Below are 24,055 nucleotides of genomic sequence, written 5' to 3' on the forward strand. Positions count from 1 at the left end.
TCCATTGGATGCGCGGCTGCGGGAATCCATTCGAGCGCGGCCTTCACATTGGCGGGCAGGCCGCGCAACGCCTTGAGTTTGGTCTTGTAGGCGGCGAGTTCGGCCTGTGTCGGCAGCTTTTCGTGCACGAGCAGATACGCGATCTCCTCGAACTCGCAATTGCCCGCGATGTCGAGAATGTCGTAGCCGCGATAGTGCAGATCGTTGCCGGTCTTGCCGACCGTGCAGAGTGCCGTGTTGCCCGCGGTCACGCCGGACAGCGCGACGGATTTCTTCGGTTTGAATGCGCCCGCGTTCGGCGTGCCGTTGTCTGCTTCGCTCATCAGTCTGTCTCCAGTTGCGACGCTACGTTTTTGAACGGGTCGTCAAATGCAAAGATTGGGCCATGCGCTGCGGCGGGCGCTAAGTGCCTGTTTCGGCGGAGATCCCGCCTTCTGCGAAATGCCGATTATTTCACTCATGAAATAGGCGAATTTCATTTTTGAAATGGATGCGCGCATAATGACCGTATCTAGCCAATCGGGAGCGCACCGCGCCACTGCCGTGAGCACAACCCCCTTCGACCCCATCCAGCGCCCGCGCATCTGGGCGCTCAGCATCAGCCGCCTGCGCGACCTGTTTTTCGACATCGCCGGCGAATATGTGGAGCGCGCCGACCTGCGCATCGTTGCACAAGGTTTCGAAGACGCCGTTCGTGAAATCGAGGCCGCCGGCGCGTCGCGTCCCGATGTCGTCATCGCGGGCGGCTCGAACGGCGCTTATCTGAAAACGCGCGTCGCCGTGCCGGTCGTGATGATCACTCCAACGGGCTTCGACGTAATGCACGCGCTCGCGCGCGCTCGCCGCGACGGCTCGAAAGTCGCATTGGTCACGCACGGCAATACGCCCGACGAGATTCGCCGCTTCGTCACCGCATTCGGGCTCGACGTGACGTTCGCCTCGCATCAGTCGGCGCAAGACGCGGAAAGCGTCGTGCTCGATCTACGCGACCGGGGCGTGGACGTGGTGGTCGGCCCAGGTCTCGTGACCGACCTGGCCGCGAACGCCGGCATGGGCGCTGTGTTTCTCTACTCACGCGCGTCGGTGCGCGCGGGTTTCGACACGGCGCTCGAAGTCGCGCAAGCCACGCGGCGCGAAACGATCCGCCGTCAACGGCTCGACAATCTGCTGCAACACCTGCGCGACGGCGTCGTCGCGCTCGACTCGCAAGGCCGCGTAGAAGCGATGAACCAGCGTCTTGCCGCCGTGCTCGGTATCGACGCGGCAAATGCAGTGGGCCGCGCGTTACTCGAGCTTGCACCGGATCTCGACGGCAGCCTGCCCGATTCGGACGGCGACGCGTTTTGCACCGTGCGCGGCGCGAGCTATGTCGTGCATCGCGGGCCGCTTGCAACGAGCGGAGCAGCGGCGGGCACGGTGCTGACGTTCCAGGAATCGCGCGCGGTCGAGCGGCTCGACCGCACATTGCGCTCGCGTCAGCGTGTGCAGCAGTTCAGCGCGCGGTATCGGCTCGAAGACATGGTCGGCGCGTCGGAGTCCATGCAACGGGTGCGCGCGCTCGTGCAGCGTTACGCAAGGTCGGACGCCACCGTGTTGATTCTCGGCGAGAGCGGCACCGGCAAGGAGATGGTCGCGCAAAGCATGCATCACCTGAGCGCGCGGCGCGACTTCGCGTTCGTCGCCATTAATTGCGGCGCCTTCCCCGAAGCCTTGCTGGAAAGCGAGTTGTTCGGATACGAAGAAGGCGCGTTCACCGGCGCGCGCAAAGGCGGCAAGGCGGGGCTGATTGAAGTCGCGCATCGCGGCACGCTGTTCCTCGACGAAATCGGCGAAATGCCGCTCTCGTTGCAGAGCCGGTTGTTGCGCGTGCTGCAGGAGCGGGAAGTCGTGCGGCTCGGCTCGACGGAACCCACGCGCGTCGACATTCGTGTCGTCGCGGCGACGCACCGTGCGTTGACCGCGGGTATCGAAGCCGGTACTTTCCGCGCCGATCTGTACTACCGGCTCAACATTCTCAGCATTGCGCTGCCGCCGCTGCGCGAGCGTCCAACGGATCTGATTCCGCTCGCCGTCGAGTTGTTATTGCAAGCCGCAGCGCGTGAGCTGAGGCTTGCCGCGCGTCTGCCCGACGCCGCCGCTGCTGAACGCGTTCTTGCCGGGCTCGCGGAGCCGTTGCAGCGCTATGCGTGGCCCGGCAACGTGCGGGAATTGCAGAACGTGGTCGAGCGCATCGCGGTCGAGCTTGCCGAGATGGAGACCGAGACGAACGTGGGCCTACATGCGGACGCCGCAGCACAAACCAGCCCAAGCCGGAACGCTGCAATCGCGCAACCGCTCATTACACGCGACATGCTGCGCACCATCGCGCCCGAGATCACCGAGCCGCACCACACGCGTTCAAAGAAAGCCGCGCTCACGTTGCGCGAACGCAGCCGTCATGTGGAAGCCGACGAGATTCGTGCCGCCCTTGCCGCGCACGGCGGCGACCGCGACGCCGTTTGCGACGCGCTCGGCATCAGCAAGACGACCTTATGGCGGAAGCTGAACGCACCGCGCTAGCTTTCGCGCTCACGTTGCATTGCTTGCCCGCAATGCCAGTATTGGCCGTCGCGCGTTGAATGAACATGCTGGGTGTCATGCCGCAGCATCGTTTGAAGTGCCGGCCAAAATGGCTTTGGTCGAAGAAACCGACCTCGGTGGCTACCACCGAGCCGGGCACGCCTTCAAGCAGCATCGTCTGCGCACGCTGAATCCGCACGCCGCACAGATAGCGATACGGCGAAGAACCGTATTGCTGCCGGAACACCGTCGCGAAGCGCGACACGCTGAGCGCGGACAGTGCCGCGAGTTGCGCGAGCGTCACCGGCTCGTTGAAATGAGCTTCGATGAAGGCCCGCGCGGCATTAAGGCTGATGGACTGTTTCATGACGTCACGATGCTCGAGCGAGGCGCCGCTTCTTTTGCGAAACGCTGAATGGCGAACTTGTCCAGTGGAATCGGCGTGCTGCCCGTATCGACGAGTTCCGCCATCGTCTCGCCGACACCCGGGCCAATCTGAAACCCGGCGCCATTGAAGCCGAATGCATAGAAAAGACCGTCGACCTTGCTGCTCGGACCGATCACCGGTTCGCCGTCGGGCAGATAACTTTCGACGCCGCTCCACACACGAATCACATGCAACGGCGCCAGCGCGGGGACGAGCCGCCGCATCTGCGCGAGCTGACGTACCGTGTTCTGAGGCAGGACCGACGCGCGGCTCGTCACCGGATCGGCCGGCCCGGCGGGACCGCCGCCGACGATGATATTGCCGCGCGGAATCTGCCGGAAGTAGATGCCTTCCTGCTTGATGGACGTGAACACGCCCATCGACGATTTGAACACGTAGGGCACCGGCTCCGTCACGCACATTTGCGGGCCGCTCACGGTAAGCGGCGCACCCTCGCCGAATTGTTCGGTAAGACGCGTCGCCCAGGCGCCCGCACAAATGACCAGTTGCGCGGCGCGGTATACGTCGCCCTGCGCGCTTTCCACGCGAAAACGGTCGCCGTCTTTTTCGACGCGCACGATCTCCGTGTTCTCGATCACCTGCGCGCCGAGCCGCGCCGCCGCGCGTCCGAATGCGGGTGCGGCCAGTCGCGGATTCGCGTGGCCGTCGAGCGGCGAGATGGACGCAGCCAGCACTTCGCGTCCAAGAAAGGGAAAGCGCCGGAACATCGCTTCGCCGTGCAGCACTTCGAGCTCCAGCCCGTGAGCGCGCGCGTCGATCGCGTACTGCTCGAAATTCTCGACGTCTTTCTGGTGATAGCACACGCGCGTATGGCCGACCGGCAGAAACTCGACATCGTCGCCGAGCAATTCAACCGAACGCTGCCACGTACGCAACGCGCGGTTGGCCATCGCCAGTTGCGGCAATGCGCGGCCTTGCCGCCGAATGCCGCCAAAGTTCACACCGCTCGCCTGCTGCCCGGTCAGTCCGCGTTCCAGCAGAATCACCGAGCGATTGCGCCGGCTCAGGAAGAACGTCGTCGTGGTGCCCATGATGCCGCCGCCGATCACGATGACGTCCGCTTCGTTGCGATTGGCCGCGCTCATTGCGTCACCTCCTCGGTGAGTGCCTCGGTGAGTGCCTCGGTGAGTGCCTCGGTGAGTGCAACAGGCAGCGGCTTGACGGGCGCCTGGCCGCGCAACCGTCCCACCGACGACAACGGCACGCAAGCGGCCGCCGCAATGATCTCCGCGCCCGCGTGAGCGCAATAGCGCCCCTGGCAGCGCCCCATGCCGACGCGCGAAAACGCCTTTGCGCGATTGGCTTCCCGCGCGCCCGTCTCGCATACGACGCGACGCAACTCGCCCGCAGTAATCGCTTCGCAGCGGCAAACAATGGTCTCGTCCGGCAGCGACGCAGCGAACTTCGCCGGCCACGGAAACGCTTCGCGCAAGCCCGCGGCAAAGCGTGAGAAGCGCGCCAGTTCAGCGCGCAAGCCTTCCATGTCTTGCATGCTTCCCGTCTGCATGCCGTGGTCGTGCATGACGGCGAGCGCCGCGAGGCGGCCGGAACGTTCCGCCGCGTCCGCGCCGCGCACGCGCGCGCCGTCGCCCGCGAGATAGACGCCCTTGACGCTACTGCGGCCGTCGTTGTCCACTTGCGCGAGCCACTGCTGCGCTTCGTCGTCGAAAACAAAGCGGCAACCGGCCAGATCCGCGAGTTGCGTTTCGGGGCGCAAGTGATAGCCGAGCGCGACCGCATCGCACGCTAACTCGATGCGCTTGCCGCCCGGCAGCGCCGCTTCCACGGCGCTCACGCCCGTTTGCGGGGAACCTTTGATCTCCAGAGGCTGCACGCCGCGATAAACCGGCACGCGGGCTTTCGACAACACGCGCGTCAACGCAATGCCCTTCTTGAGCGCTGCGGGAATCGCGAGCAAGCGCGGCAACGCGGCGACGCGCTGCATGAAGGTCGACGTGTCGAGCACCGCCGCGATCTGCGCGCCCGCCTTCACATATTGCGCGGACACGAGATACAGCAGTGGCCCGCTGCCCATCATGACGATGCGCGAGCCGATTGCGCACCCTTGCGATTTCAGCGCGACCTGCGCGCCGCCAAGGCTATATGTGCCCGCCTGATGCCAGCCTTTGACGGGCATCAGCCGATCGGTTGCACCGCTGCAAATGATCAGCGCGTCGAACGGCAGCGTGCCGTAACGTGTGCCGCTCACTGTGTGCACCGCATTCGCCGAGATATTCCAGACGAGTGTCTCAGGCAGATAGTCGAGCCTGCTTCTCAGCGAATCGAAGCTCTGATGCAACGAAGCGGCGCGCTCCGCCTCCGTGCCATAAAGCGTGTCATAGCTGCGCGAAAAACCTTCAGGTTGACGCCGGTATATCTGTCCGCCGTCGCGCCGGCCTTCGTCGATAACGGTAGGACGCAGCCCGGCTTCGACAAGCGCCTCAGCGGCACGCACCCCCGCCGGTCCCGCGCCGATCACGATTACACGCGGGGCCATACGCCCTCCCCGGCTTCGGCCAGTTTGGTCACGATCGACATGCCGGGTGCCGCCGGCGTGCTGCATGCGCGCACACGCTCGCCTTTCGCGGTCCACACCCAGCAGTCCTGGCAGGCGCCCATCAGACAGAAACCGGCGCGGCGGCCATCGCCGAATTCGGAATCGCGCAACGTGCTTCCGCTCGTGAGCAACGCGACCATCAGCGTGTCGCCTTCGGCGGCTTCGCGTAGCACACCGTCGACGGTAATCGGGAAGGTCTTGCGACCGGTTTCCGCGAGCCGCACAAATCGCTGGTTCATGCCGGGATCGTCTCCAGGGTCTGCAAACGGCTGAGCTCGGCCGCCGAATGATGGCAAAGAATCTCAGCGCCGGAAGGAAGTTTCTTGAGCGACGGCGCGGTCATATTGCACATACCGTCGATTCGCACGGGGCAACGTGACCGGAACGAACAGAGTTCGGGCACGTCGGCGCTCTCGCCCATCGCGGGCAATGCGCAAGCAGCCACGTGACGGCGCGCGTCGAGCCAGCCGGGCCTCAGTTCGGGCACCGAATCCACGAGCAACTCCGTGTACGGGTGATACGGCGGCGCGGCGAGCACGTCGCGCTGTCCTGCTTCGACGCGCTGACCTGCGTACAGCACGATCACTTCGTCGCAGATCGCGCGCACGGTGGAAATGTCGTGGCTGATGAACATGTACGACACGCCAAGCTCGCGCCGCAACTCGGCGAGCAGATCGAGAATCGCCGCGCCGACCACGGTGTCGAGCGCGGAGGTCACTTCGTCGCAGAGAATCAACGCGGGATCGGCGGCGAGCGCGCGCGCCAGATTGACGCGCTGCTTCTGGCCGCCGGACAAACCGGCAGGCGTGCGAGTCGCGATGGAAGCCGGCAGCTTCACCAGATCGAGCAGCGCGAGCATGCGTTTCTTTGCAGCAGCGCCACGCAGATGGTGATAGAACGCGAGCGGCCGGCCCAGAATGTCCGCAATCGAATGGCTCGGGTTCAGCGCGGTGTCCGCGTTCTGGAACACGATCTGGATCTGCCGGTACTGCTCGGGCGTGCGCCGCGACAGTTGCGCCGGCAGTGGCTCGCCATTGAACAGCACGTCGCCGCGTGCGCGGTCGACGAGCCCCGCAACCACGCGCGCGAGCGTCGTCTTGCCCGAGCCCGATTCGCCGATCACACCGAGCGCGCTGCCGCGGGCAATGGTGAGACTCACGTCGTCGAGCACCCGTACGGCGGGCACGCCGGAACGGTCGATGCGGCCATAACCCGCAGACAGTCCGCGGATCTCCAGCAGCGGCGCCACGCGCTTTGCTTCTTCTGGCGGCGTGTCGAATGACGCTTCCGGGCGGCGCGTCGCGGCGAGCAGCTGGCGAGTGTAGGCGTCGACGGGCGCGTCGAGCACCTGGGCGACCGCGCCGTTCTCCTTCACTGCACCGCCGTTCAGCACGACGATGCGATCGGCCATCTGCGCGACCACGGCAAGATCATGCGACACATACACAGCAGTCGTGCCGAGTTCGCGCACCACCTTCTTGAAGGCGGCGAGCACTTCGATCTGCGTGGTGACGTCGAGCGCGGTAGTCGGTTCGTCGAACACGACGACAGCCGGATCGGTAATCAGCGCCATCGCGGCCATCAAGCGCTGCAATTGACCGCCGGACACCTGATGCGGATAACGTTCGCCGATGGTTTCCGGCGCAGGCAACGCGAGCGCGCGAAAGAGCCCGATTGCCTTGGTCCGCGCGGCGTCTTTGGTCATCAACTGATGCAGCAGCGCAGGCTCGGTGACCTGATCCATGATCGTGCGCGCCGGATTGAAGCCGGCCGCCGCGCTCTGCGCGACATACGCGACGGTGCGCGCGCGCAACGCGCGGCGTCCCCGGGCGTCGAGCGACAGCACGTCGACGTCGCCGATGCGCACCGAGCCGCCGCTGATCGAGCAGCCCGCGCGAGCATAGCCGAGCAGCGACAGCGCAATGGTCGTCTTGCCCGAACCGGACTCGCCGATCAGCGCGAGCACCTCGCCCTTCGCCACCGAAAAGTCGACGCCCTTGACGATCTCCGTCATCGGCCCGTGCGCCGCGCCCGCGACGACACGCAGCCCCTTCACTTCAATCATGTGCCGGTCGGCCATCATGCGTCTCCGTGGCTACGGCTGCGACGCCGCAAGTTGTCGATCAGCAGATTCATGCCGATGGTCAGCGTGGCAATCGCCACCGCCGGCATCAGCACTGCGGGTGCGCCTTCCGACAAGCCGCCGATGTTCTCGCGCACGAGCGAACCCCAGTCGGCGTTAGGCGGCTGCACGCCGAGGCCGAGAAAGCTCAGGCCGCTCAACAGCAGCACGATGAACACGAAGCGCAGCCCGAAATCCGCAAGCATCGGATGGATCATGTTCGGCAGCACCTCGACGCGCGCGATATACAGCAGGCCTTCGCCCCGCGCGCGGGCCACCTGCACGTATTCCAGGCCCATCAGGTTCAACGCGAGCGAACGCGAGATACGAAACGCGCCTGGAATGTAGGCGAGCGCGGCAACCGTGGTGAGCATCGTGATCGACGATCCGAACGCGGCGATCACGACGAGCGCGAGCACCTTGCTCGGAATCGAAATCAGCGCATCGAACAGGCGGCTCAACACTTCATCCACCCATTTGCCCGACACCGCCGCGAGCAGTCCGAAGAACGTGCCGATTACGCTCGCGAGCAACGCGGCGGCGAGCGCGAGGCCCACCGTATAGCGCGCGCCGTACAGAATGCGGCTTAGCATGTCGCGGCCGAGATAATCCGTGCCGAGCGGATAGGCTGCGCTATAGCGGCCGAAGATTTCCGTCGACGTCAGCGCGCCGCCTTTGTATGGCGCGACCAGCGGTCCGACGAAAGCGACCAGCAGCCAGAACAGGACCATGAGCAGGCCAAGCAGGCCGAGCACCGAAAAGCGCTGCACGAGGCGTTGCAACACATTCTGCTTAGCGCTCGCCACTTCGACGGGTGGCGTCTCCGCGACGAGTTCATCGCGGCTGACGTCGTATAGCTCGGTGCCGGCGTGAGGAACGTGGGGATTGTTGGGTCGGCTCATCATCGACGCAGCCTCGGGTTGGATACGATCTGACACAGATCCGCGATCAGCACGAGCGCGAGATACGCGGCGCAAAACACCATCACGCAGCCTTGCACGAGCGGCATGTCGCGATTCGTCACGGCGTCGACCATCAGGCTCGCAAGGCCCGGATAATTGAAGATCGACTCGACGATCACTACGCCGCCGAACAGATACGAAAGGCTCAGCGCGACCGCATTGGCAATCGGCCCAATGGTGTTCGGCAGCACGTGCCGCAACACCACGCGGCCCGGCGACGCCCCCTTGAGCAACGCCATTTCCACATACGACGAGTTGAGCTGATCGAGCACGGCGGCGCGCGTCATGCGTGCCATCTGCGCGACGATCACGCAGCACAGCGTCATGACCGGCATCGCGTAGATGCGCAGCAGCGCGCCGAACGAATTCACCTCGGACAGGTACGACAGCGCGGGCAGCCAGCGTAGCTTGACGGCGAAAATGAGCACCGCGACCGTCGCGACGAGAAACTCGGGAACGGCCACGGTCGACAGCGTCAGCACATTGAGCGCACGGTCGAGCAGCGAGCCGCGAAACATCGCCGACGCGATGCCGATTACCAGCGCGACCGGCACCGACACCACCGCGGTCAAGCCGGCGAGCACGAGCGAGTTCGGCAGGCGCGTCGCGATCAACTGGCTAACGGGCAGATTGTTCGACAACGACGTGCCGAAGTTGCCGGTCACAATATGAAGGAGCCACTCGAAGTAGCGTTGCAGCGCGGGCTGATCGAGCCCGAACTGATGCCGCAGGGCGGCGACGGCCTCCGGCGTGGCCGCCTGGCCGAGCGCCTGTTGCGCGGCGTCGCCGGGAAGCAGGCCCGTCACGCCGAACACGATTGCCGAGACCAGCAGGAGCGTGAGCAGCGCGAGGCCGAGGCGCGCGGCAATGAGTCGTTGCGCGTGTGCTTTCATTGAAAGTCGCCTCCTTTTTTGCAGCATGCGCGCCGCGTCGCAACGGCGGGCCGTGCACGTTTGGCGCGTATGGCGCGGATTGCGCGCATTGCGTATTGCGGGGGAAACGGCGCCCCGGTTCACCGAACCGGAGCGCCTTTACATTACGCCTCTAGCCAGACGTTTTCAGCAAATGCAAAACCCATCAGCCCTGCGAGCGGAATCGAGCCGAGGCCCTTGAGCTTGCTCGTATAGGCGTCGAGCGAACTCTGGAACAGCGGAATGCCGATGCCGCCGTTTTCATGCACGAGCACCTGGATGTCGCCGTAGATCTGCTTACGCTTGGCGTCGTCCGGTTCACCACGCGCCGCAACCAGCAACTGGTCGAACTTCGCACTCTTCCAGTTCGCCTCGTTCCATGGCGCGTCCGACTTGAAGAACTGCGTGAGCAGCACATCGGCGCTCGGGCGCGCGTTGACGGAACCGTAACCGAGCGGATGCTTCATCCAGTGATTCGACCAGTAGCCGTCCGCCGGCACGCGCGTGACCTGCAGGTTCAAGCCCGCTTGCGGCCCGACCTGCTGAAGCAGCATTGCCATTTCGACCGAACCTTCAGCCGCCGGCGAAGCGAAAATCTGGATCGGCGTGCTGCCGACCTTGGCCTTCTGGAAGTGATACTTCGCCTTGTCCAGATCGAACTTGCGCTGCGGCAAACCGGCCAGGTAGTACTTGTTGGTCGGATCGATCGGCTGATCGTTGCCGATTGCGCCGTAGCCCTGAAAGACCGCGCGGCGAATCTGCTCGCGATCCTGCAGGTACATCATGCCTCGCCGAAAATCGTCGGTGCCGGTAATGCCGCCTTCGTCGCGAACGACCAGATCCGTGTACTGGCCGGTTTTCGTTTCCAGCACGGAGAAGCCGGACGAGCCCTTGATGCGCGGCGCCGAGCGCGGGCTGACCGCGTTGATCAGCTGCACGTCGCCGGAAAGCAGCGCATTCACGCGTGCCGATTCGTCGCCGATGCCGATCAGTTCGATCTCGTCCAGATGCGGCAGGCCCGGCTTCCAGTATTTCTCGTTCTTCACGCCGACCGTGCGAACGCCCGGCGAGAATTCCTTGACCTTGAACGGACCGGTGCCCACAGCCGTTTTGAAGTCCTTGGTGCCGTCCTTGATGATGAGGAAGTGCGACGTCGCGAGGATCACCGGCAAGTCGGCGTTCGCGCCTTCGAGCGTGATCGTCACTTCGTCCGGACCCGTGGCCTTTACTTCCTTGATCTGATCGGCGAGCGTCTTGGCCTTCGACGCTGTCGCCGGGTCCTTATGGCGCATGATCGAATAGACGACGTCGGCGGGCGCGAGCGACTTGCCGTCGTGAAACTGCACGCCGTTGCGCAGCTTGACGACCCACACGGTCGCGTCTTTCGTATCGAGCGACGTGGCGAGCGCCATCTTCGCGCCCAGATGCGAGTCGAGTTCGGTCAAGCCGTTGTAGAACATGTTGCAACGAACGTAGTCGGTCGCGAGCGCCCCTTTCGCGGGATCGAGCGTGTCAGACGCGGACGCCGACTGTGTCGCCACGCGAATCTTGCCGCCCTGCCTGGGCGCCGCCTGCGCGAGAGCAGCGCCGCTTGCGCTCAGCAGCCCGGCGCCCGTCATCGACATCATCCCGGCAGCGGCCATCGCGCGCAGCACATCGCGTCGCGAGGCGCCCCGGGCTGTCAATTGCTCCAACCCGTTACCGAGGTCATAAGCGCCATGTTTCGAGTTTTCCTTATCCATCGAACTTCTCCGCAAGGTGGGCAGTTGTGATGACTGCGTGGGGCTCAATAACAAACACAAGAACAGGACTTCAATAAAAGATGTCTTTGATACGGTAGTACGTCCCCACGAGCGGCAGGAACCAGGGCTTGCCGGTGTGGCCCGGTATCGCGGCCCATTCCGACTCGCCCCACGGGTTGCGGTCTTCGCGGCCGTCCATGACGTCCGCCATCACCTGACCCATGTGTGTGGACATCTGCGTGCCGTGGCCGCTGTAACCCATCGAAAAATAAATGCCGTCGTGTTGCCCGGCGTGCGGGAGACGGTCGGCGCTGATGTCCACCAGACCGCCCCAGCAATAGTCGATGCGCGCACTCGACAGCATCGGAAACATCACGGCCAGGCCTTGTTGCAGGATGCGCCCGCTCTTCGCATCGGACGGACGTTCCGACGCCGTGAAACGCGCGCGGCCGCCGAACAGCAGACGCGAGTCGGGCGTCACGCGGAAGTAGTTGTGCATCAGGCGCGTGGTCGTATAAGCGCGCCGGTTCGGCAACACCTTCGCCAATAGGTCCGGCGGCAAAGGCTCGGTGACCACGATGAACGACCCGACCGGAGCAAGACGCCGCCGATACCAGCCGAACGGTCCATGGCGCGACGGGCCCGTTGCGATCAACACCTGCTTTGCGCGCACTTCGCCGCGCGTGGTGACGACGCGATGCGCGCCGCCGTCTTTCACGATCGACGTGACCGCCGCGTTTTCATACAGCTTCGCACCGCGACGAACCGCGGCCTCGGCGAGCCCGACCGTGAACTTGCCCATATGCATCTGACCGCCGTGACGTTGCAGCAATCCGCCATGAAAACTGTCGGACTGAACCTCGCTGCGAATACGGTCTCCGTCGATCAGTTCAATGTCGGTATCGACCGTGCGCCGAATCAGATCGGCGGTCTTTTCCAGATGCGCGAGATGATGCGGCTTAGACGCAAGCTTCAGCTTGCCGGACGCCAGGTAGTCGCAGTCGATCTGCTCTTCGCGGATCAAACGCTCGACCGTGTCGACGGCATCGGCAAACGCGCGGTAACACGCGCTGGCGCGCTCGATACCGAGTTGCGCGGCGAGCGCGACGAAGTCTTGCGCGACACCCGTATTCACCTGCCCGCCGTTGCGGCCGGATGCACCGCCGCCAACGCGCCCAGCGTCCACCACCGTTACCGACGCGCCGCGCTTGCCCAGCGCCAGCGCCGCCGACAAGCCGGTGAAACCCGCGCCGATCACCACCACGTCGGCGAGGCCGTCGACCGGGCCTTCACACGCCGTGACGAACGGCGGCGCGGTGTCGAGCCAATAGGATTCGAGCTTCATCCGGTGTGTCCTTTGATCGGCAGATGCTTACAGGCCGAGTTCGGCGGCCAGCCCCGGAATGCCGTCGACTTCGTAGTACTGGTAATACGGCGTCGACGGTTCATGACCGCGGTTGATGAAGGCCTTATGCTTAACGCCCATGTCGTGCACGGTCATGAGGTCGTAACGCAGGCTCGACGACACGTGCAGCACGTCTTCCGGATTGCAGTTCAGCTTGTCGAACATGTACTCGAAGCCTTGCATACGCGGCTTGTACGATTGCGCCTGCTCTGCCGTGAACACCGCATGGAACGGCGCGCCGAGCTTGTCGACGTTGCTCTGGATCTGGTCATTCGACGCGTTCGACAGAATCACGAGCTTGTACTTCTTTGCAAGGCGCGAAAGACCCTCGGGCACGTCCGGATGCGGACCCCACGTCGGCACTGCTTCATAGATCTTCTGCGCACCGGCTTCATTGAATTCGACATTCATGCGCGCGCACGCACGGCGCAGCGCATTCACCACGACATCGCGATACGGCTTCCATGCGCCCAGCACTTCGTCGCGGCGATAGCCGGCGTAGAACGCGACCAGCTTTTCGAGGTCGTCGGCCTTCAGAATGTGGCCGTACAGTTCGCGCGTCATCTCGGCCATGCGGAATCTGGTCAGCGTGCCGTAGCAGTCGAAGGTAATGTATTTCGGTTCGAATTCGATCATGGTGCAGTCCTATCGTGATGGTGAACTCGCGTCGAGCTCATTGGCGAAAACAGGGAAAGCTCATTCCTGTAAAAGATTTAATCAGCGCAAAAACATAGATGTTCCTGATTCGCGCGCTGCTTGTGACACAAACCATTCGTTTTGAGGCCGTTGCGCAGCACAGTCTGCGGTTACCGGCTGGAAGCCTTGCCAGGCTTGGCTCGCGTGGGCCGGGCGTGGACGCCGGCGCCCGTCATTGCCCCCAAGCTTGCCGCCGATGAAATGGCCGCTGCGAATCGCGACATCGTCCGGATTGAAGCTGTCCATGAGAGAGGGTCCTGAGTGGTGACTGAATCAAACCGCCTGCGATGCGTTGGTAGCAGGTCATCGCAATGACAAAATCGTAGAGCCGCGTGCCCGGCATATGTCGCCGACAAAATTCGCCGCGCAGCAGAACCCGCCTGTAATGCACGTGCAGACCTGGTGTTTTGCATCGAATTGCAATGCGGCCCTCTGAAGCGCGTCACATAGAAAGATCGTCCTAGTCACACCGCGCCCTGGATGACAAAGTGACGCGTAAGCCTTTAGCCATTCATGGAGTGCGGCGTGCCCGATTCGATTACCTATAGACGCTTTACCCTCGACGACATAGACGCCGCTCATGCGTTGACGGTCGAACTCAAATGGCCGCATCGCGCCGATGACTGGAGATTCGTCGTGCAACTCGGCGTGGGTTTCGTCGCGGAAGACGCGAGCGGCGTGATCGGCACGGCGCTCTGCTGGAAGTACGGCGCGGACCGTGCGTCGCTCGGCATGGTGATCGTGTCGCCGGCGCGGCAAGGACGCGGCATCGGCAGAAAGCTGATGGAGCTTGTGCTGGAAGAACTCGGCGGCCGGATCACGTTCCTGCACGCAACCCCCGCCGGTCAGCCGCTTTACGAAAAGCTCGGCTTCCGCGCGGCCGGCACGCTCGACCAGCATCAGGGCGCGGCATTTCAGCCACCGCTCGTGTCGTTGCCGCCCGGCGAGCGTCTGCGTCCGTTAGGTTCAAGCGACACCGCGCGGCTCGTGGAACTGGCTTCGCAGGCAAGCGGCCTCGATCGCAGCGAGGTCCTGCCCGCGCTGCTGGAGAACGCCGACGGCATTGCGCTCGACCGCGACGGCGAACTCGTCGGCTTCGCGCTCTTTCGCCGCTTCGGACGCGGCTTTGCGATCGGCCCGGTGGTCGCGCCTCATTCCGGCGACGCGAGCCGCGCGAAGGCGCTCATCAGCCACTGGCTCGCGCTCAATGAGGGCGTCTTCGTGCGCGTCGATACACCGGGCGATAGCGGTCTGACCGAATGGCTCGAACAGCTCGGCCTGCCGCGCGTGGACACCGTCGTCAGAATGGTGCGCAACGCAGCGCCGGAAAGCGTGGCGGCCAAGGCGACAGGTTGCGTGCAGTACGGCATCATCAATCAGGCGATTTTCTGACCCGTCATGGCCTTCCTCTATAAAGCAGACCCGGCGCGTGGGGCGCAATGGGCGAAACTCTTCGCCGAGAAGGCGCCCGACCTACCGTTTCATATCTGGCCCGATCACGGCGATCCCGCCGCGATCCGCTATCTCGCCGCCTGGCAACCGCCTGCCAATCCCACGCTCACGTTTCCCAATCTGGAAGTGGTGTTTTCAGTGGGCGCGGGCATCGATCAATTCGATCTGTCGGGCGTGCCGGCGCATGTGCCGGTCGTGCGGATGATCGAACCGGGGATCGTGGAAGGAATGGTCGAATACGTCACACAGGCCGCGCTGACGATTCATCGCGATCTGTTCGACTACGGCCTTCAGCAACAACAGCAAGTGTGGCGCGAAATGCCGCTGAAGCCGGCTGCGCAACGGCGCATCGGCGTACTCGGACTCGGCGTGCTCGGCACCGCGGTTCTGGAACGGCTGCGCCTTTTCGGTTTTGCATGCGCGGGCTGGAGCCGCTCGCCGCGTGAAATAGAAGGCGTCGAATGTTATGCGGGCGAAGGCTCGCTCGACGCGTTTCTCGCGCGCACCGACATACTGGTTTGCCTGTTGCCGCTCACCTCCGCCACACGCGGTCTGCTCGACGCGAGCCTGTTTGCCAGGCTGCCGCGCGGCGCATCGCTGATTCAAACCGGGCGCGGCCCGCAACTGAATCAGCCGGATCTGCTCGCAGCACTCGACAGCGGTCAACTCCTCAACGCGATTCTCGACGTGACGGATCCTGAGCCTTTGCCGCCCGGCCATCCGTTGTGGACGCATCCACGCGTGCGGATCACGCCGCATATCGCCAGCGCCACGCGGCCCGATACCGCCGTCGACGTGGTGCTCGACAACTTGCGCCGTCATCGCGAAGGTCTGCCGATGCTCGGTCAGATCGACCGTACGCGTGGCTATTAAGCGGCACACATGTCACTGAACACATGCCCGGCGGCACTTTTCAACGTCCGCAGCACAAAATGCTAAGGGCATGCATCAAAACGCGTCGCGCGCGCTTTTCAGGCAATTGTTTAGGCAAGCGGGCGATCGCCCCGGATCAGTAGTATGGAACCGTCAACAGCCCTTTCCCGCGACGAGAACCCACCATGCCGATTCAATCGCTCATTGAAGCCGACCGCCAGCATCTGATTCACCCTGTCATCAACTACCGTGCGCACGAAGCTCGCGGCGTCACGGTTCTCGAATCCGCCAGCGGCGCGTTTCTGCGCGACGCGGCCGGCAATGAACTGCTCGACGCCTTCTCCGGCTTGTGGTGCGTGAACGTGGGCTACGGCCAGCAGAGCATTGTCGAAGCCGCCACCGCGCAAATGAAAAAGCTGCCCTACGCGACGAGCTATTTCCATTTTGGCTCTGAACCTGCGATCGAACTTGCACAGAAACTGGCGAGCGTGGCGCCGGCGTCGCTGCAACATGTGTACTTCACACTCGGCGGCTCGGACGCGGTCGACTCGGCAATCCGCTTCATCACGCATTACTTCAACGCGACGGGCCGCCCGTCGAAGAAGCACATCATCGCGTTGCAACGCGGCTATCACGGGTCGTCCAGCATGGGAGCGGGGCTCACTGCATTGCCCGCGTTCCACCGCAATTTCGATCTGCCGTTGCCGAACCAGCATCACCTGCCCTCGCCGTATGCATACCGCAGCAATTTCGCCGACGACGCCGCGCTGATCGCAGCCTCGGTCGCCGCGCTCGAAGCGAAGGTCGCGGAACTCGGCGCGGACAATGTCGCCGCGTTCTTCTGCGAGCCGATTCAAGGCTCGGGCGGCGTGATCGTGCCGCCGTTCGGCTGGCTGAAGGCAATGCGCGAAAGCTGCCGCAAGTCGGGCATTCTCTTCCTGGCGGATGAAGTGATCACGGGCTTCGGCCGCACGGGTCCGCTCTTCGCATGCCAGGGCGAAAGCGTCGAGCCGGACCTGATGACCGTCGCGAAGGGTTTGACCGCCGGTTACGCGCCGATGGGCGCCGTGCTGATGTCTGACGAAATCTATCAGGGCATTGCCGATGGCGACGCCGAAGCGATTGTCGGCCACGGTCACACGTATTCCGCGCATCCGGTCAGCGCGGCAATCGGTCTCGAAGTGCTGCGGCTTTATCACGAAGGCGGGCTGCTGGCGAACGGCGCAGCGCGCGCCCCGCGTTTTGCGCGCGGTCTCGACGCGTTGCTCGAGCATCCTCTGGTGGGCGACTCGCGTCACCGCGGCTTGCTCGGCGCGCTCGAACTCGTCAGCAACAAGGACAGCAAGGCGCAATTCGACCCGGCACTCAAGCTGTCGGAGCGCATTGCCGCTGCGGCATATGAAAACCGCCTGATTTTCCGCGCGTTCGGCGACAACATTCTCGGCTTTGCACCGGCGCTCTCGTACACCGAATCGGACTTCGACATGATGTTCGAGCGGCTCGAAAAAACCCTGGACGACGTGCTCGCGCAACCCGACGTTCGGGCCGCGCTAAGCGGCAAAAACGCGGCTAACAACCAGGTCAAAAGTACTGCCGCTGCATGCTAGAGTAGAGGGCGCCTTAAGCCCCTTACCCCAACCGCCGGAGCTACAACGTTACGATGAGCAGCGATTGCAAGCTGGACCGTATTGACCTGCGCATACTTTCGCAGTTGCAGAAGAAAGGCCGCATAACCAACGTCGAGCTTGCCGATGCGGTTGGCCTTTCGCCCAGCCCCTGCCTGATTCGCGTCAAGCGCCTCGAGAAAGCCGGCTACATCATCGGCTATGGTGCGCAGATCCAGCTCGAAAAGCTGGGCGACGTGCAGATCGTTTTCACCGAAGTCACGCTCGCCGATCACCGGCGTGAAGATTTCACGAAGTTCGTGAATGCGATTCGCGACGTCGATGAGATCGTGGAGTGCCATCTCGCAAGCGGCGGTTACGATTACCTGCTCAAGTTCGTCACGCGCAGCGTGAGCCATTACCAAAGCATTATTGAAGGCTTACTGGAACGCGACATCGGCATTGAAAAGTACTTCAGCTACGTGATCATCAAGTCGCCGTTCGTGAAGAGCCACTATCCGCTCGAAACGTTGTTCTCGCAGAATCATCATTAGGCAAAGTCAGGCGCTGTGATCCGGCGGGCTCCACTGGGCGAATTCCTCGCTGAGGAAGTCCACGCAGACCCGCACTTTCGCCGACTGCGCGAGCCGCGCCGGATACACCGCCCACAAGTTCGCCGGCTGCGTCACCTCCGGCAACACCTGCTGCAACTGCCCGCTTTCCAGCAGCGGCCGCACGTCCCACATCGAACGCAGCACGATGCCGCGTCCGGCCAGCGCCCATTGCACCGCCACCTCGCCATGATTGGTCGACAACGGTCCCGTGACCTTGATCGACGCCGCTTCGCCGCGGACGGTCAAGCGCCACAATCCGAACGGATGATCGCGCTCCTTGATCGCGAGACACGCATGCGACGACAGATCGGCTAGCTGACGCGGCGCGCCATGCCGCGCGAGGTAGTCGGGCGACGCGCATAGCACGCGATGATTCGACGCGAGCCGCCGCGCGATCAGATGCGGCGCGATGTCGTCGCCAATACGAATGTCCAGATCGAAGCCTTCGCCCGCCACATCGACGAGCCGGTCGAACAGGTCGAGGCGCACGCTCAACTGCGGATAACGCTCGGAAAACCCCGCGAGTGCGGGTGCAACGAAGCGCCGGCCGAAACCGAAGCTGCTGGATATACGCAGCTTGCCGCCAGGAATGCGGCGCGTAGTCGACACGTCTTCCACCAGCTGACCGACGTCGTCGAGAATCTTCTCGGCCCACGTATAGACGCGCTCGCCGGCTTCCGTGATCGCCACGCGCCGCGTAGACCGGTGCAACAAACGCGTGCCGAGCGTAGTCTCCAGCACATTGATCCGCTTGCTCACATAAGCTGCGGACACGGACAACGCCTCCGCCGCCGCGCTGAAACTGGCTTTGCGCGCGACTTCGCAAAACACGCGCAAATCGCCGAGATCGGGTGACGGGGCGGCGTTCATAGGTCGCTCACTGGCGTGGAGGTTTGTACACGAATCGTGCACAGTGGCTTAACTAAAGCGATCATTTTAGAGCCAAACAGCAGGAATAGAATAACCGTTATCGAATCAGTACTAGCCCTAATGGAGGAGCACAACATGTCGAAAAAATATCGGATCGCTGTCATTCCCGGCGACGGCATCGGCGTCGAAGTCATGCCCGAAGCGCTTCGCGTGCTCGACACGGTGAAAGCGCGCTTTGGCATCGAACTCGAGTATCAGCACATTGAATGGGCGAGCTGCGACTACTACGCGAAGCACGGCCAGATGATGCCCGACGACTGGAAGGCGCAACTGCAATCGGCGGACGCAATTCTGTTCGGCGCGGTGGGTTGGCCCGACACGGTGCCCGACCATATTTCGCTGTGGGGCTCGCTGCTCAAGTTCCGCCGCGAATTCGACCAGTACATCAACCTGCGCCCGGCGCGTCTTTTTGCCGGCGTGCCGTCGCCGCTCGCGGGTCGCAAGGCCGGCGACATCGACTTCTGGATCGTGCGTGAAAACACCGAAGGCGAGTATTCGTCGGTAGGCGGCGTGATGTTCGAAGGCACGGAGCGTGAGTTCGTACTGCAGGAATCGGTATTCACGCGGCACGGCAGCGAACGCGTGTTGAAGTTTGCGTTCGATCTCGCGCAACGTCGCGAGCGCAAGAAGATCACCGTTGCGACAAAGAGCAACGGTATTGCGATCAGCATGCCGTGGTGGGACAAATGCGCGGCCGGCATTGCGGCGCAGTACCCGGACGTCACGTGGGACAAGCAGCACATCGACATTCTCTGCGCGCGCTTCGTGTTGAACCCGGATCGTTTCGACGTGGTGGTGGCTACCAATCTGTTCGGCGACATCCTGTCCGATCTCGGTCCCGCGTGCACGGGCACGATTGGGCTCGCGCCGTCCGGCAATCTGAACCCGGACCGCAAGTTTCCTTCGCTGTTCGAGCCGGTGCATGGCTCGGCGCCGGACATCGCCGGCAAGAACATCGCCAATCCGATCGCGATGATCTGGTCCGCGGCGATGATGCTCGACTTCCTCGGCAATCACGAGGGCAAAGAACGCGAGGCGCACGACGCGATTCTGGCTGCGATCGAAGCGACACTGGTTGAAGGCCCGCATACCGGCGACCTTGGCGGTAAGGCGAACACGACCGAAGTCGGTCAGGCCATTGCCGCGAAACTCGGCTGAAGCTCTCTATCTTTCTGCCAGGACCCTTTCGCATGAGCATGGAAACCTATCCCATCGAGGTCGAGTTCCCCGACATCTCGGCACATGAACAATCGCCGTCGGGCATTGCCTATGTCCATACGTTCGACTCCGGCGTGCCCGGCCCGCACGTCATGATCAACGCGCTCACGCACGGCAACGAAGTGTGTGGCGCGATTGTCATAGACGACCTGCTGCGACGCGCGTTGCGCCCGCGGCGCGGACGCCTCACGCTCGCGTTCGCGAACGTCGCGGCTTACCTGAGCTTCGATCCCGCGAGGCCGGACGCCGCCCGGTTCGTCGATCAGGACTTCAACCGCGTCTGGACCGCCGCCATGCTCGACGATGTGTCGCGAACCTCCAGCGAACTAACACGCGCGCGGGCGATGCGGCCGGTCATTGACAGCGTCGACCTGTTGCTCGACCTGCACTCGATGCACGAGAAGAGCAAGCCGCTGATCGTGGCCGGGCCGCTGCAAAAAGGCATCGATCTCGCCACGCGACTCGGTACACCGGCCACCGTGATCTGCGACGAAGGCCATCCGGAAGGCCGCCGCATGCGCGACTATGAAGGCTTTGGCGATGCGGCCAGCCCGAAGAACGCGTTGCTGATCGAATGCGGGCAGCACTGGGAACAGACTGCCGTGGCGGTGGCGCGCGACACGACTGCGCGTTTCCTGCTGCTCGCCGGTGTGGTCGACGAAAGCGATCTGCCGCCTGACTGGCTCGCGCCGTTGCCGCCTGTGCAGCACATCGTGCGCGTAACGGAACCGGTCGTCGCAACGAGCATGGACTTTCGTTTCGCCGGGCCGTACACCGGGCTCGAAATCTTTCCTGAAGCCGGCGCTGTCATCGGCTGGTCCAACGGCGAAGCCGTCACCACGCCTTACGACAACTGCATGCTCGTCATGCCTTCGCTGCGCCAACTGCGCCCCGGCGTGACGGTCGTGCGCCTCGGCAAGATCGAACAAACCATTGCCAACACTTCAACCAGCGGCCAGTAAGCGGGCGCGTGCATTTATATAAGGCGGCTAAAGCCATGAAGGTTCAACAAATCAAACAAAGCGTGAATCTGCAGAATCTGGAGGACTGGGGCACGGCTGGACTGCCCGGCACCACGCCGATCCGCGTCTCGGGCGTCCAACGGGTGATCAAAGGAACGGAAACCATCGACACCGGCATCTTCGAATGCTCGGCGGGCACTTACCGCCGCTCGGTCAAGCAGGCCGAAGTGATGCACATCATCGCCGGGCATGGGCGCTTTACGCCGGACAACGAGGAGACGGTCCACTTTGCGAGCGGCGACACGCTGTTTTTCGAGGCCAATACCGAAGGTCTTTGGGAAGTGGACGAGACTATGCGCAAGGTCTATGTGATCCTCTGATCGACTCTTGCAGTTTCTACCCGGCGCGCTCACACGCGCCGCGGCCTCCGCGCTATTCTCTGCTTCGTCACCGCCCTTTCCTTTCGACGCGCCCCGGCCACAGTGTCGGGTAATCCCGCGTTGACCTGCCGTTATCAAATTACTTACAGTGGCACTTGTTCGCTGAGAGAATCGTAGTTCTATATACGAACAAATAAATTGATAGCGACGGCAACCCTGTCCGCATACCATGCATGGATGAAGCCGACAGAGTTGCAGGCGCAGGCATTGCGCGCCGCCCAACGGCACGCGATCGTAAAGTAAGACGAGGCTCGCTGCGACGAGCCTTTTTGCAGTCAGGAGACGCATCATGAATCGCAGCAACGCTGTGAACGTTCAGACCTTCCTCAACGAACATCCATTTTCACCGTTCCAGTGGCTGGTCTTTTTCATGTGTTTCGTGATCGTCCTGCTGGACGGTTTCGACACGGCCGCCATCGGTTTCATCGCGCCGTCGCTACTCGCGGAATGGGGCATTGCGAAACCGGCGCTCGCACCCGTACTGAGCGCGGCGTTGTTCGGCCTTGCATGCGGCGCGCTGGTGTCGGGGCCGTTGTCCGACCGGCTTGGACGGCGGGGAATGCTGCTGGGTTCGGTGCTGCTGTTCGGGGCCGCCTGCCTCGGTTCGGCATTTTCGACGAGCATCGAATATCTGACGGTGCTGCGCTTCATCACCGGCGTCGGCCTCGGTGCGGCCATGCCGAACGCCGTCACGATGATGGGCGAGTACTGCCCGGACAGCCGCCGCGCGACCGTGATCAATCTGATGTTTTGCGGCTTCCCGCTCGGCGCGGCATTCGGCGGGTTCCTCGCCGCGTGGATGATTCCGCATTTCGGCTGGCGCAGCGTGCTGATGCTCGGCGGTATCGCCCCGCTTCTCCTGCTCGTCCTGCTGGTGATCAAGATGCCGGAGTCGGTTCGCTACATGGTCGCCAACAATCAGCCGGTCGCGCGGATTCGCACCGCCCTGTCGCGCATTTCGAGCGAAGCCGCGCAGGCGGACTCGTTCATGATGACGGAAACCGCGCCGCAAACGGGCGGCAAGGGCGCGGGCGTAGTGCTGTCGCGCGCGTACATCGTCGGCTCGCTGATGCTGTGGATCACGTACTTCATGGGCCTCGTAATTTTCTACGCGTCGATCAACTGGATGCCGATTCTGCTGAAGGACGCCGGCCTCACGCCGCAACGCGCGACGCTGATTTCCGCGCTGTTCCCGCTCGGCGGCGTAGGCGCGGTTGTGTGCGGCGTGCTGATGGATCGCTTCAACGCGAACCGCATCATCGCGGCCTGCTATGCGTTGACCGCCGTGAGCGTGTATTTCATCGGCCAGGCGGTGGGCAATGTCGGCGCGCTCGTGTTTATCGTGTTCGTTGCAGGGGTGCTGATGAACACCGCGCAATCGTCGATGCCCGCACTCGCTGCCGCTTTCTACCCGACGCAAGGCCGCGGCACGGGCGTCGCGTGGATGCTTGGTATTGGACGCTTCGGCGGCATTGCCGGTTCGTTCCTCGTAGCGGAACTCGCGCGCCGTCACTTCACGTTCGCCGGCATCTTCGCGACGATCGCCGTGGCCGGCGTGATCGCGTGCATCGCGCTGCTGATCAAGCAGGCGGCGCGGCCGCATGTGGCGAATGCATCGGTGCCTAAAGCGGAGTCGTTCGGACACTGAGCGCCTCGCACGGAAGTGCGTTGCTGGTGCAGACAAGCCGCCTTTCGAGGCGGCTTTTTCTTTTCAAGCTGCAACCTGCTCTGCCGGGGTCGGGGCTTGCTGCAAGTGATGCTGACCATCTTATGGAGCACACTACATGAACCCCGATTCTCTTGCCGATTCCCTTGCCGGCACTCCGGCCTATTCGCTGCCTGTTCGCCATGTTCCACTTTTCGGCATGGCGGCGGCATCCGATCCACCGGCTGATGAAAACGACGACGACCTGGATGACGAACTCGACGAAACGGGCGAGGTCGCCAACAGGAGCAATGGCAAAACAGGCACCGACACCGAAGCCGAGCCGGACAAGAAATAGTCGCCCACAGCGACGAATCGACGCGGGCAGCAAGGACTCGCTACCGCGTTAAACTGCGGCCTTTGCGCCCAACAGGATTCGTCGTCATGAAACGCGTGGTGATATCGGCATTGCTTGCGGGATGCCTTGCTCAAACGGCCGTTCAGGCCGTGGCACAAACGGTCAGCAATCAGTGCTTTGCGATTGGCGATATCGCCGGCCAGGTCGCTTCGTGGCGCGCGCACAAGAAGACCAAAGCGCAGGCGCTCGATCAGGCCGCAAAGTACTATCGCGACGATGCAGACCGCCAGACGTTTGCCGCCATCATCGAGAAAATCTATGCGCCCAGCGCGCCGCGCATGACGCCCGACCAGGCCAGCATGGCGTTCACGTCCGAGTGCGCGACGGCGCGCAACGAACAGGCGTTAGCGCACTAACGCCTGCGACCGTGAATGCTACGCGGGCGGTCGCAACTTGTCGTGCGCGCGTCGACAGGCCGTATCGAACGCGCTACTCCCAACGCAATCAGCAGAATATGCTGTAGGCGCCCGAAAAAAACAATCTGCACACCGTGGGCC

Annotated in this window: 24 protein-coding genes; 11 read left to right on the forward strand and 13 right to left on the reverse strand. The window is 63.3% G+C overall.

Annotated elements, in window-relative coordinates; all coding sequences use genetic code 11:
- Positions 1-323: citrate/2-methylcitrate synthase (locus tag SB753_RS32585; protein ID WP_410804003.1), on the reverse strand; the 323-nt coding region annotated here is incomplete at its 3' end.
- Between the two features lie 178 nt (positions 324-501).
- On the opposite strand from SB753_RS32585, the gene prpR reads away from it, so the two are divergent.
- Complete coding sequence (gene prpR / locus SB753_RS32590) at positions 502-2,559, forward strand: propionate catabolism operon regulatory protein PrpR (RefSeq protein WP_410804004.1); 2,058 nt, start codon at positions 502-504, stop codon at positions 2,557-2,559.
- Here prpR and SB753_RS32595 read toward each other — a convergent pair.
- The 11 genes from SB753_RS32595 to SB753_RS32645 form a co-directional block, all read right to left on the reverse strand.
- Positions 2,516-2,926, reverse strand: a complete 411-nt coding sequence (locus tag SB753_RS32595) for a helix-turn-helix domain-containing protein (protein WP_410804006.1) — start codon at positions 2,924-2,926, stop codon at positions 2,516-2,518. The genes prpR and SB753_RS32595 overlap by 44 nt on opposite strands.
- A complete protein-coding gene (locus SB753_RS32600) occupies positions 2,923-4,092 on the reverse strand; it encodes an NAD(P)/FAD-dependent oxidoreductase (RefSeq protein WP_204523095.1) in 1,170 nt (389 codons plus the stop codon). The genes SB753_RS32595 and SB753_RS32600 overlap by 4 nt, the downstream gene beginning before the upstream one ends.
- Positions 4,089-5,504, reverse strand: a complete 1,416-nt coding sequence (locus tag SB753_RS32605; RefSeq protein ID WP_410804009.1) for an FAD-dependent oxidoreductase — start codon at positions 5,502-5,504, stop codon at positions 4,089-4,091. The genes SB753_RS32600 and SB753_RS32605 overlap by 4 nt, the downstream gene beginning before the upstream one ends.
- Positions 5,489-5,803, reverse strand: coding sequence for a (2Fe-2S)-binding protein (locus tag SB753_RS32610; RefSeq protein ID WP_020071313.1), 315 nt, complete (start codon positions 5,801-5,803; stop codon positions 5,489-5,491). Before SB753_RS32610 ends, SB753_RS32605 begins: the two co-directional genes overlap by 16 nt.
- Positions 5,800-7,644, reverse strand: a complete 1,845-nt coding sequence (locus tag SB753_RS32615; protein WP_027780328.1) for an ABC transporter ATP-binding protein — start codon at positions 7,642-7,644, stop codon at positions 5,800-5,802. Before SB753_RS32615 ends, SB753_RS32610 begins: the two co-directional genes overlap by 4 nt.
- Positions 7,644-8,591, reverse strand: a complete 948-nt coding sequence (locus SB753_RS32620) for an ABC transporter permease (RefSeq protein ID WP_087753023.1) — start codon at positions 8,589-8,591, stop codon at positions 7,644-7,646. The genes SB753_RS32615 and SB753_RS32620 overlap by 1 nt, the downstream gene beginning before the upstream one ends.
- The gene (locus tag SB753_RS32625; RefSeq protein WP_020071316.1) at positions 8,588-9,541 is read right to left on the reverse strand and encodes an ABC transporter permease; all 954 of its coding nucleotides are present in this window, start codon (positions 9,539-9,541) and stop codon (positions 8,588-8,590) included. Before SB753_RS32625 ends, SB753_RS32620 begins: the two co-directional genes overlap by 4 nt.
- Before the next feature lie 143 nt (positions 9,542-9,684).
- Positions 9,685-11,301: an ABC transporter substrate-binding protein gene (locus SB753_RS32630; RefSeq protein ID WP_410804011.1), complete on the reverse strand. Its 1,617-nt coding sequence runs from the start codon at positions 11,299-11,301 to the stop codon at positions 9,685-9,687.
- Between the two features lie 70 nt (positions 11,302-11,371).
- The gene (locus tag SB753_RS32635; RefSeq protein ID WP_410804013.1) at positions 11,372-12,646 is read right to left on the reverse strand and encodes an NAD(P)/FAD-dependent oxidoreductase; all 1,275 of its coding nucleotides are present in this window, start codon (positions 12,644-12,646) and stop codon (positions 11,372-11,374) included.
- Between the two features lie 27 nt (positions 12,647-12,673).
- Positions 12,674-13,342: a haloacid dehalogenase type II gene (locus SB753_RS32640; RefSeq protein ID WP_088175860.1), complete on the reverse strand. Its 669-nt coding sequence runs from the start codon at positions 13,340-13,342 to the stop codon at positions 12,674-12,676.
- Positions 13,343-13,423: 81 nt separating this feature from the next.
- Complete coding sequence (locus SB753_RS32645; RefSeq protein WP_410804015.1) at positions 13,424-13,648, reverse strand: hypothetical protein; 225 nt, start codon at positions 13,646-13,648, stop codon at positions 13,424-13,426.
- A gap of 267 nt (positions 13,649-13,915) precedes the next feature.
- On the opposite strand from SB753_RS32645, the gene SB753_RS32650 reads away from it, so the two are divergent.
- The 4 genes from SB753_RS32650 (at position 13,916) to SB753_RS32665 (ending at position 17,885) form a co-directional block, all read left to right on the forward strand.
- The gene (locus tag SB753_RS32650; protein ID WP_179214184.1) at positions 13,916-14,794 is read left to right on the forward strand and encodes a GNAT family N-acetyltransferase; all 879 of its coding nucleotides are present in this window, start codon (positions 13,916-13,918) and stop codon (positions 14,792-14,794) included.
- A gap of 6 nt (positions 14,795-14,800) precedes the next feature.
- Complete coding sequence (locus SB753_RS32655) at positions 14,801-15,727, forward strand: 2-hydroxyacid dehydrogenase (RefSeq protein WP_020071322.1); 927 nt, start codon at positions 14,801-14,803, stop codon at positions 15,725-15,727.
- 185 nt (positions 15,728-15,912) lie between these two features.
- A complete protein-coding gene (locus tag SB753_RS32660; protein WP_410804018.1) occupies positions 15,913-17,334 on the forward strand; it encodes an aspartate aminotransferase family protein in 1,422 nt (473 codons plus the stop codon).
- 53 nt (positions 17,335-17,387) lie between these two features.
- Positions 17,388-17,885 carry an Lrp/AsnC family transcriptional regulator gene (locus SB753_RS32665; protein ID WP_020071324.1) on the forward strand — a complete coding sequence of 166 codons (498 nt, stop codon included), beginning with the start codon at positions 17,388-17,390 and terminating at the stop codon, positions 17,883-17,885.
- A 6-nt stretch (positions 17,886-17,891) separates the two neighbouring features.
- Here the strand turns inward: SB753_RS32665 and SB753_RS32670 are convergent, their stop codons facing one another.
- Positions 17,892-18,815: a LysR substrate-binding domain-containing protein gene (locus SB753_RS32670; protein WP_410804020.1), complete on the reverse strand. Its 924-nt coding sequence runs from the start codon at positions 18,813-18,815 to the stop codon at positions 17,892-17,894.
- Between the two features lie 135 nt (positions 18,816-18,950).
- Between SB753_RS32670 and SB753_RS32675 the strand changes: the two genes are divergently transcribed.
- From SB753_RS32675 to SB753_RS32700, 6 genes are all read left to right on the forward strand, one after another.
- Positions 18,951-20,033, forward strand: a complete 1,083-nt coding sequence (locus tag SB753_RS32675) for a tartrate dehydrogenase (protein ID WP_027780318.1) — start codon at positions 18,951-18,953, stop codon at positions 20,031-20,033.
- A 32-nt stretch (positions 20,034-20,065) separates the two neighbouring features.
- Positions 20,066-21,055, forward strand: coding sequence for a succinylglutamate desuccinylase/aspartoacylase family protein (locus SB753_RS32680; protein ID WP_410804023.1), 990 nt, complete (start codon positions 20,066-20,068; stop codon positions 21,053-21,055).
- A 35-nt stretch (positions 21,056-21,090) separates the two neighbouring features.
- The gene (locus tag SB753_RS32685) at positions 21,091-21,435 is read left to right on the forward strand and encodes a cupin domain-containing protein (RefSeq protein ID WP_020071328.1); all 345 of its coding nucleotides are present in this window, start codon (positions 21,091-21,093) and stop codon (positions 21,433-21,435) included.
- A gap of 349 nt (positions 21,436-21,784) precedes the next feature.
- Positions 21,785-23,143, forward strand: a complete 1,359-nt coding sequence (locus SB753_RS32690; RefSeq protein ID WP_020071329.1) for an MFS transporter — start codon at positions 21,785-21,787, stop codon at positions 23,141-23,143.
- A 136-nt stretch (positions 23,144-23,279) separates the two neighbouring features.
- Positions 23,280-23,498, forward strand: a complete 219-nt coding sequence (locus SB753_RS32695) for a hypothetical protein (RefSeq protein WP_410804025.1) — start codon at positions 23,280-23,282, stop codon at positions 23,496-23,498.
- An 86-nt stretch (positions 23,499-23,584) separates the two neighbouring features.
- A complete protein-coding gene (locus SB753_RS32700; RefSeq protein WP_087753014.1) occupies positions 23,585-23,914 on the forward strand; it encodes a hypothetical protein in 330 nt (109 codons plus the stop codon).
- Positions 23,915-24,055 lie beyond the last annotated feature (141 nt).

The organism is Paraburkholderia sp. SIMBA_053 (assembly GCF_046534895.1).
Lineage (GTDB): Bacteria > Pseudomonadota > Gammaproteobacteria > Burkholderiales > Burkholderiaceae > Paraburkholderia > Paraburkholderia caledonica.